7 protein-coding genes and 2 pseudogenes are annotated in these 8,869 nt (G+C 65.9%); 8 read left to right on the forward strand and 1 reads right to left on the reverse strand.

Going from position 1 to position 8,869, the window contains the following annotated elements:
* Positions 1-63: 63 nt before the first annotated feature.
* The 4 genes from AB4Z51_RS14695 (at position 64) to AB4Z51_RS14710 (ending at position 4,376) form a co-directional block, all read left to right on the forward strand.
* A complete protein-coding gene (locus AB4Z51_RS14695) occupies positions 64-1,011 on the forward strand; it encodes an aspartate carbamoyltransferase catalytic subunit (protein ID WP_014494716.1) in 948 nt (315 codons plus the stop codon).
* A 5-nt stretch (positions 1,012-1,016) separates the two neighbouring features.
* A complete protein-coding gene (locus tag AB4Z51_RS14700) occupies positions 1,017-2,318 on the forward strand; it encodes a dihydroorotase (RefSeq protein WP_135215743.1) in 1,302 nt (433 codons plus the stop codon).
* A gap of 47 nt (positions 2,319-2,365) precedes the next feature.
* Positions 2,366-2,962, forward strand: coding sequence for a glycerol-3-phosphate 1-O-acyltransferase PlsY (plsY, locus tag AB4Z51_RS14705; RefSeq protein WP_063986317.1), 597 nt, complete (start codon positions 2,366-2,368; stop codon positions 2,960-2,962).
* A 211-nt stretch (positions 2,963-3,173) separates the two neighbouring features.
* A complete protein-coding gene (locus AB4Z51_RS14710; protein WP_135215727.1) occupies positions 3,174-4,376 on the forward strand; it encodes a patatin-like phospholipase family protein in 1,203 nt (400 codons plus the stop codon).
* On the opposite strand, the gene AB4Z51_RS14715 is transcribed toward AB4Z51_RS14710, so the two are convergent.
* Positions 4,368-5,612, reverse strand: coding sequence for an amidase (locus tag AB4Z51_RS14715; protein WP_354117960.1), 1,245 nt, complete (start codon positions 5,610-5,612; stop codon positions 4,368-4,370). The two genes, AB4Z51_RS14710 and AB4Z51_RS14715, sit on opposite strands and share 9 nt — an antisense overlap.
* Before the next feature lie 311 nt (positions 5,613-5,923).
* Here AB4Z51_RS14715 and AB4Z51_RS14720 point away from each other — a divergent pair, with 311 nt between their 5' ends.
* From AB4Z51_RS14720 to dprA, 4 genes and pseudogenes are all read left to right on the forward strand, one after another.
* Positions 5,924-6,349 carry a DoxX family protein gene (locus tag AB4Z51_RS14720; RefSeq protein ID WP_063982811.1) on the forward strand — a complete coding sequence of 142 codons (426 nt, stop codon included), beginning with the start codon at positions 5,924-5,926 and terminating at the stop codon, positions 6,347-6,349.
* 130 nt (positions 6,350-6,479) lie between these two features.
* A pseudogene (locus AB4Z51_RS14725) lies at positions 6,480-6,569 on the forward strand (hypothetical protein); the annotation flags it as partial.
* A gap of 159 nt (positions 6,570-6,728) precedes the next feature.
* A complete protein-coding gene (locus AB4Z51_RS14730) occupies positions 6,729-7,751 on the forward strand; it encodes an ABC transporter substrate-binding protein (protein WP_441497592.1) in 1,023 nt (340 codons plus the stop codon).
* Between the two features lie 109 nt (positions 7,752-7,860).
* Positions 7,861-8,869: pseudogene (gene dprA, locus AB4Z51_RS14735) on the forward strand (DNA-processing protein DprA); the annotation flags it as partial.

Below are 8,869 nucleotides of genomic sequence, written 5' to 3' on the forward strand. Positions count from 1 at the left end.
AACTTCCCGCCCCGGCATTGGCCCTTGCTCCCCCCGCCATCCCCGCCTATAGCTCTCGTTTTAATGACATCGAAATCGACCTTCGTCCTCGGCCACCGGCATTTGCTGGGCATCGAGGGCCTTTCCGCGGCCGACATCACCGGCCTCCTCGACCTGTCCGAAGAATATGTCGAGCTCAACCGCCAGGTTGACAAGAAGCGCACCGTCCTGCGTGGACGGACGCAGGTGAACCTCTTCTTCGAGGCCTCCACCCGAACCCAGTCCTCGTTCGAGCTCGCCGGCAAGCGGCTGGGCGCGGACGTCATGAACATGTCGGTCTCCTCCTCGTCCATCAAGAAGGGCGAGACGCTGGTCGACACCGCGATGACGCTCAACGCCATGCATCCAGATATCCTGGTGGTGCGCCATCACGCCTCCGGCGCGGTGGAACTGCTGGCGCGCAAGGTCGACGGTTCCGTGATCAATGCCGGCGACGGCGCGCACGAGCATCCGACGCAGGCGCTGCTCGACGCGCTGACCATTCGCCGCAACAAGGGCCGGATCGAGGGCCTCGTGGTCGCGATCTGCGGCGACGTGCTGCATTCGCGTGTGGCCCGTTCCAACATCATCCTGCTCAACACCATGGGCGCCCGCGTCCGCGTCGTCGGCCCCTCCACGCTGCTGCCACCCGGCATCGAGCGGATGGGGGTCGAGGTTGCGCGCGACATGCGCGAAGGGCTCAACGGCGCCGATATCGTCATGATGCTGCGGCTCCAGCGCGAGCGCATGAACGGCTCCTTCGTGCCGTCGACTTCCGAATATTTCAACTATTTCGGGCTGGACCAGAAAAAGCTCGCTTATGCCAAGCCGGACGCGCTCGTCATGCATCCCGGTCCGATGAACCGCGGCGTCGAGATCGACACCGCGGTCGCCGACGGCGCGCAATCGCTGATCCGCGAACAGGTCGAGATGGGCGTGGCGGTACGGATGGCCGTGCTCGAAGCGCTCGCCCGCAACTTGCCGAACGCGTGATGCTCATGCTGACTGACCGCCGTCCCATCCTGCTTGCCAACGCCCGCGTCGTCGATCCCTCCAGGGATTTCGACGGCCCCGGCGATGTCCTGATTGCCGACGGAATCATCCGCGAGACCCGCCGCGGCATTGGCGCTGCCGGCGTCCCCGAGGGCACCGACGTCGTCAACTGCGCCGGCAAGATCGTGGCCCCCGGCCTGGTCGACATGCGCGCCTTCGTCGGCGAGCCCGGCTTCAGCCACCGCGAGACCTTTGCCTCCGCGAGCCAGGCGGCTGCGACCGGCGGCATCACCACCATCATCTGCCAGGCCGACACGTCTCCGGTGATCGATAATTCGGCGACCGTCGACTTCGTGATGCGCCGCGCCCGCGACACCGCGATCGTCAACATCCAGCCGATGGCGGCGCTCACCAAGGGAATGCACGGCGAGGAGATGACCGAGTTCGGCCTCCTCAAGGCCGCCGGCGCGATCGCCTTCAGCGACAGCGACAAGAGCGTGATCAACGCGCAGGTGATGCGCCGCGCGCTGACCTACGCGCGCGATTTCGACGCGCTGATCGTGCATTACACCGAGGATCCCGATCTCGTCGGCGAAGGCGTGATGAACGAGGGCGAGTTCGCCTCGCGGCTCGGCCTGATGGGCATCCCGAACGCGGCGGAGGCCGTGATGCTCGAGCGCGACATGCGTCTCGTCGCGCTCACCGGCGGGCGCTATCACGCGGCGTCGCTGACCTGTATCGACTCGCTCGACGTCCTCAAGCGCGCCCGCGACGCCGGCCTCGCCGTGACCGCCTCCGTCTCGATCAATCATCTTGCGCTGAACGAGAACGACATCGGCCCCTACCGTTCCTTCCTGAAGCTGTCGCCGCCGCTGCGGACCGAGGACGACCGCCGCGCGCTGGTCGCAGCGGTCGCCTCCGGCCTCGTCGACGTCATCATGTCCGACCACAATCCGCAGGACGTCGAGGTCAAGCGCCTGCCGTTCGCGGAAGCCGCACCCGGGGCCATCGGGCTCGAGACCATGCTGCCGGCGGGCCTCCGCCTCGTGCACAATGAGGAACTCGACCTCAAGACGCTGATCCGGGCCATGTCGACGCGGCCGGCCGAGATCCTGGGTCTGCCGGGTGGAACCCTACGCGCCGGCAGCCCGGCCGACGTCATCGTGATCGACCCCGACGTCCCCTGGGTGGTCGATCCCGCCGACCTCAAATCGCCCTGCAAGAACACCCCGTTCGACGAGGCCCGCTTTACAGGCCGCGTGGTGCGCACCATTGTCGGCGGACGGACGGTCTACGAACATGTCTGACGGGCAGATTCATGCGTGGCGTCGCAGTTCAGCATGGAGATGCGGCCATGGGGCTTGAAGCCTTCCTGCCGGTGGCCTTCGTCATCGGCTACCTGCTCGGCTCGATTCCGTTCGGGCTGGTCCTGACCAAACTCGCCGGCACGCAGGATATTCGCTCGATCGGCTCCGGCAGCATCGGCGCCACCAACGTGCTGCGCACGGGCCGCAAGAGCCTTGCCGCGGGCACCCTGCTGCTCGACGCRCTCAAGGGCACGGTCGCGGTGGTGATCGCCGGCTACATCGCGGGACCCAATGCCGCCATGGTGGCCGGGCTCGGCGCCTTCCTCGGCCATCTCTTCCCGGTCTGGCTGAAGTTCAAAGGCGGCAAGGGCGTCGCCGTCTATATCGGCATCCTGCTCGGCCTGTTCTGGCCCGGCGCAATCGTGTTCTGCCTGCTTTGGCTCGCCACCGCCTTCACCACCCGCTACTCCTCGCTGTCCGCGCTGGTGGCGGCATTCATCACCCCGATCTTCCTGTGGTGGTTCGGGCACCTCGCGCTTGCATCGCTGTTCGCCGCGCTGACGCTGCTCTTGTTCTACGCGCATCGCGAGAACATCAAGCGACTGCAATCCGGCAAGGAAAGCCGGATCGGCGAGAAGGCCTAGAGCGTTTTCGAGCGAAGTGGATACCGGTTCGCGTCAAGAAAACGCGTCAAAACAAAATCCAAGGCCGGAAAAAGTACGGATATCGCCGCACCGCCTCCGCATTATGTGCCAATTCCTGTTCGCAACTTGGAAGCTGCTCGCGGCCGGAGTGGCGAACGAGTTCCACGCCTGTCATCCTGACAGCGGAAATGGCGTTACGCGGTAGCTCAGAATGAGCGAGAAGATTGTCGGCGCGCATGACGGGCCTGGTTCGCACGGTGCTTCCAGCACCGCAGCAAGCCGGCTGCTCTCGATGACCAATGTCTGGTCCGATGCGCCCTCGCCGCTGCCCGCGCCCGAGCCTGCTCCCGTACCCCCGCCAGTGACCCGGCCTGCGCCCGTCGCGCAAGCCGCCGCGCCAGTCGAGATCGTGACCATTGCCGCGCCGGTCGCGCCCGTGCAGCCGCGCTCCAGCCAATGGCCGCCGCAAAGAGTGTCGCTGGCCCTTCAGGGCGGCGGCACTTTTGCGGCCTTCACCTGGGGCGTGCTGGAGCGGTTGCTGGAACACCCGACCATCCAGATCGACACCATCAGCGGCGCCAGTGCCGGCGCCATCAATGCGCTGCTGGTCGCCTCCGGCCTTGCCGAAGGCGGACGCGAAGGCGCCCATTCGCGGTTGAACCGGTTCTGGGCCCGCCTGATGCACGAGGCCTCGTTCCGCTCCTTGATGCTGGTCGGCGGATTCTCGCCGGCGGGAAGCTCGGTCGCGTTCGGTCCGACGCTGCGCTCCGGCCAGTTCGATCCGTTCGATCTCGATCCGCTGCGGCTGGCGCTATCGCGCGACATCGATTTTGCCGCCTTGCGCGACGCGGCCTGCCCAAAACTGCTGATCGCCGCGACGCGGATCCGCGATGGGCAGCAGCAGATCTTCCGCAACGATTGCATTACCGCCGACGTCGCGCTGGCCTCGACCTGCCCGCCTTTGGTTCACTGCGCCGTCGAGATCGACGGCGAGGCCTATTGGGATGGCGGCATTGGCGGCAATCCGCCGCTGGTGCGCCTGGCGCAGGAATCGACAGCCTCCGATCTGCTGCTCGTCCAGGTCACGCCCACGCGCGACAGCTACGTGCCGATCACGCTCGCCGCGATCGACCGCAGGCTCGACCAGATCGCAGCCAACGCCGCCCTCAACGCCGAGATCGCGGCACTGGAATGGGCGCGAGCCACCGCCGCACCTTCGCTGCGGCTCTCCAGGATCGCGGCCGAAGACTCCATTGAGGGCCTGGCGCAGCGCTCATCCACCGATCTCGGCCGCGGCTTCATTCGTACGCTGCACCGGAGTGGCCGCGAGGCCGCCGAGCGCTGGCTCGGACAAGGCGCGACAGGCACCGAGGCCGAACGCGCGCTGCCCGCCGCTGAGCCGGCGCTAGCCTGATTTCGCCAGCGCGTCCTCCAGGAACCATGCCGCCGCAAGCGCGCCCGGATCGTTGCCGAAGCGCGCGATCACCTGGACGCCGATCGGCAGGCCGCCGACCTTCAGCACCGGCACGTTGACGCAAGGATTGCCCATCAGCGTCCAGAGCCGGTTGTAGCGGGGCGAGCCGGTCGAGGCGAGCTCCTTGGCCGGCGCGGTGCCCGGCGCCGAATAGGTCAGCAGCACGTCAAAACCCTCGAACAGCTCGCCGAGCTCGCGGCGGCCACGGCGGGCGATCCGACGCGCGTCGTCATACTGCTTCGGCGTCAAGCCGACGGTGTCATCGAGGCTGGCACGCAGCATCGGCGCGATCTCGTCATGATGCTCCGAAAACTCCCACGCCAACGCGCGATGCGCCTCGAAATCCTGGATGATCGGATGGATGCGCCAGGCTTCCTGCACCGACTCCGGCAGATCGATGGTCTTGACACTGGCGCCGGCCTTCTCGGCCGCCTTGATCGCAGCCTGCAAGCCCTCTTCCGCCGCCGGCTCCACGGCCTCGGCAAACTCCTGCCTCACCACGCCGATGCGCGGCGCCTTGGCCGCGGCGATGCCATCGAATTCAGTGCGGCCGGTGATCGCCAGCAGTCCGCGCGCAAGATCCTCCGCACGGCTGCCGAACAGGCCGACCGTGTCGAGCGCCCACGAATAGCACTTCACGCCGATGGTCGGCAGCATCCGGAACGACGGCTTGATCGCGGCAGCCCCGCAATAGGCGGCGGGCCGGATCACCGATCCGCCGGTCTGGGTGCCGAGCGCCAGCGGAATCATGCCGGCGCCGACGGCCGCAGCCGAGCCCGAGGACGAGCCGCCCGGCGTATGGCCGAGATTGTGCGGATTGAGCGTCGGGGTCGGATCGCGCGAGGCGAACGCCGTGGTGGTGGTCTTGCCGATGATGGTGGCGCCTGCCCGCTTCAGCATCATCACGACCGGCGCGTCCGAGCGCGGCTGCCAGCCGCGATAGATCTCCGAGCCCATCTCGGTCGGCATGTTGGCGGTGTCGATGATGTCCTTGATGCCGACGGCGATGCCGCGCAGCGGGCCGGAGGCTTGCGCCTTCGCGGATTTGTCGTGACGGACGAAGGCGTGGACGTCCTTCTCCCTGGCCTCGATCGCCGCGTGCGACTGGGCGATGGCGTCATCGGGCGAAAGCTCGCCCGCTTCGATGCGGCGCTGGAGGTCGGCGAGTGAGATCATGGCAATACCCTTCTTATTGCCATCGCTTTTAGCATCGGGACGAGGTCGCGCAAGCGCACGTGGACGCGGTCGATCCATGCGTGCAGTCGACCGGGACCAGCGGCTCGACCAGAGCATCCGCGTCCGCGGGCGCCGCGCGGATGAGATCAAAAATGGAAACAGTATCTTTCAATTATTTCTATTTTTATCGCGATTCAATCGAGCCAGTGTGAGGTCACGACGCAGGGCCCTGCGGCGCGCACTCTCTACGAACCACAAACGCCTGGTGCGTCACCGCCGTCGGACCTCAACCAAGCACAGGAGCGATGACCATGGATACGACCCGTTATGCTTCCCTCGTTGGCCGCCTGCTGATCGGCCTCCCGTTTGCAATGAGTGGCTTCAGCAAGCTCACCGCTTATGGTGCGACGACCGCTTACATCGCCGCTGCGGGATTGCCGGTGCCCCCGTTGGCATATGCGATCGCAGTTCTCGTCGAGCTCGGTGGCGGTCTCCTGCTGATCGCGGGCTATCAAGCCCGCTCGGTCGCGCTGGCGCTCGCCATATTCTCGCTGGCCGCGGCAGTCTCGTTCCACAACAACTTTGCCGACCAGAATCAGATGATCCATTTCCTCAAGAACGTGATGATGGCAGGCGGCCTGCTCCAGATCTTTGCCTTCGGTGCCGGTGCGCTCAGCCTTGACGCTCGCGTCTCGCGGAGCGGCGTCGCTGTCGCTCAGGCGGCGCACGCGCGTTGATAAGACGACCTTGCGGAAGACCCGTCGACCACGTCGGGTCTTCCGGCAGCGCCCTTGAAGCCCGATCAAGCGCACGCAGCTGTTGCCCACGCCCTCAGGTTGTTCCATGTTGCCTCCATAAGGAGACGCCGTGGACGCCATCAATCCGAGCGTTGAGCTGACCGAGGCTGAGCGGATCGACCGCCTGCGGCTGATCCGCTCTGACAATGTCGGGCCGCGTGGCACTAACGCGGAAACGCCGCAACCTTTGCGTTAGTTCTAAATTGCCCCGACAATCAAGGCGATGAGATTCGAATTGCCGGACTGTTGGACGCTCACGCCGTCTCGGCTTAGGCTGTGCGCCTTCTGACCCAACCTGTTCATTGACGCGGCTGGACCAATGTCGAAAAATGCTTACTCTCTGCCAGAGGATAAGCGATTTAGCGGTGCTATGAAACGACGCGGATTCATCACTTTGGCTGGCGGGGCGTTGGCGTGGGCAACGGCCGCACGCGCTCAGCAAGTGAAGCGCGTCTCGCGGATCGGCCTTTTCCTCCCCCCACCGCGAAATTCGGAGGTCGACGCGTTCCTCGTTGCGCTTCGCGGTCTCGGTTGGGTTGAGGGCGAGAACGTCCACGTTGAATATCGCGACGCCGACGGCGACGATAACCGGCTTCCGGCGCTGGCTGCTGAACTGGTCGCCCTCGGCGTCGACGTTCTCGTGACAGCCACATTTCCCGGGGTTCTTGCCGCGCACCGTGCGACGACCACAATTCCAACCGTGATGATCGTGGGTCCCGATCTGGTGACCTTGGGCCTTGCAGCCAGCATGGCTCATCCCGGTGGCAACATTACGGGACAGACCTTTTTCCTTACAGAACTAGCTGCRAAGCGGTTAGAGGTTCTTGCGAGCATAGCTCCCTCGATGACCCGCGCAGGGGTGCTCATGCAGCGAGGCAACCCCCTGAACAACGGCACCATGAGTGCCATGACGAACGCCGCGCGGGCAATGAAGGTTGAGCTGCGACCGATCGAGCTTGACGTCCCCGGCGACCTCGACAACGCGCTATCAATYTTCGGCTCCACCGCCATGGACGGTCTCGTCATCACGGACGCCAATGCGTTTGTCACCAATTCGGCGTTGGTCGCGGCGATTGTCGACAAGTGCCGCGTGCCATCGATTGCCGCACCCATCGTCGCGTCCCGGGGGGGCGCACTGGTAGGGTACGGGGTAGACTTCACCTCCATGTTTCGCCGCGCCACTGTTTTCGTTGACAAGATATTGAAGGGCGCGAACCCGGCCGACATCCCCATCGAGCAGCCGACGCTGTTTAAGACGGTCATCAACTTGAAGACCGCCAAGGCGCTCGGCCTCGAGATATCGCAGTCGTTGCAGGTGCGCGCGGACGAGGTCATCGAATAGCAAAAGCCTTGAGGAATGAGGCAGCGCGTTGCTCCATTCCTCCTCCGCCCATGATTGGGGCGATAGAAACAACCACACGCCACTGTTGCCCACGCCCTCAGGTTGTTCCATGCTGCTCCCACAAGGAGACGCCGTGGACGCCATCAATCCGAGCGTTGAGCTGACCGAGGCTGAACGGTTCGACCGCCTGCGGTTGATCCGCTCCGACAATGTCGGGCCGCGCACCTTCAAATCGCTGGTCGATCATTTCGGCAGCCCGCGCGCCGCACTGGAGCGCCTGCCGGATCTGGCGCGCCGCGGCGGCGCTCAGCGATCGGGGCGCATCTGTAGCGTGGACGAGGCGAAGGCCGAGCTCGCCGCGAGCCGCAAGTTCGGCATAGCTTGGCTCGCGCCCGGTGAGGACGGCTATCCATCGCGGCTCGCCACGCTCGACGATCCGCCGCCGCTGCTCGCCGTACGCGGCGACACCACGACGCCGATGCGTCCGATGATCGCGATCTCGGCTCGCGCAATGCCTCTGGCGCGGGACTGAAATTCGCCGGTCAGTTGGCCCGTGAGCTTGGCGAAGCTGGCTTCATCGTCATCTCGGGGCTCGCCCGCGGCGTCGATCAGGCCGCACACCGCGCCAGTGTCGAGAGCGGCACCATCGCGGTGCTCGCCGGCGGACATGATTGCATCTATCCGTCCGAGCATGGCGACCTGCTCGCCTCGATCCTCGATCACGCGGGCGCTGCGATTTCCGAGATGCCGCTCGGCCACGAGCCGCGCGCCCGCGACTTCCCCCGCCGCAACCGGCTGATCTCGGGCGCAGCCCTCGGCGTGGTCGTGGTCGAGGCGGCGCACCGCTCGGGCTCGCTGATCACCGCGCGCATGGCGGCCGAACAGGGCCGCGAGGTATTCGCGGTGCCCGGCTCGCCGCTCGACCCGCGCGCCGCCGGCACCAACGATCTGATCAAGCAGGGCGCAACGCTCGTCACCGAAGCCGCCGACATCATCAACGCTGTCGCACCGATCATGGAGCGGCCGCTGATGCATCCGGCGAGCGAGCCCGATAGCGAACCGTTCGAGAGCGACCCGCAATCACACGACCGCGACCAGATCACCGGCCTGCTCGGCCC

This window comes from Bradyrhizobium sp. 2TAF36, from assembly GCF_052114925.1.
GTDB classification, from domain to species: Bacteria; Pseudomonadota; Alphaproteobacteria; order Rhizobiales; family Xanthobacteraceae; genus Bradyrhizobium; species Bradyrhizobium barranii.

Excerpts from the sequence above, each read along its gene's own strand:
- AB4Z51_RS14695 (WP_014494716.1), top strand. The coding sequence starts at position 64 with ATGACATCGAAATCGACCTTCGTCCTCGGCCACCGGCATTTGCTGGGC.
- AB4Z51_RS14700 (WP_135215743.1), top strand. The coding sequence starts at position 1,017 with ATGCTGACTGACCGCCGTCCCATCCTGCTTGCCAACGCCCGCGTCGTC.
- AB4Z51_RS14710 (WP_135215727.1), top strand. The coding sequence starts at position 3,174 with ATGAGCGAGAAGATTGTCGGCGCGCATGACGGGCCTGGTTCGCACGGT.
- AB4Z51_RS14715 (WP_354117960.1), bottom strand. The coding sequence starts at position 5,612 with ATGATCTCACTCGCCGACCTCCAGCGCCGCATCGAAGCGGGCGAGCTT.
- AB4Z51_RS14720 (WP_063982811.1), top strand. The coding sequence starts at position 5,924 with ATGGATACGACCCGTTATGCTTCCCTCGTTGGCCGCCTGCTGATCGGC.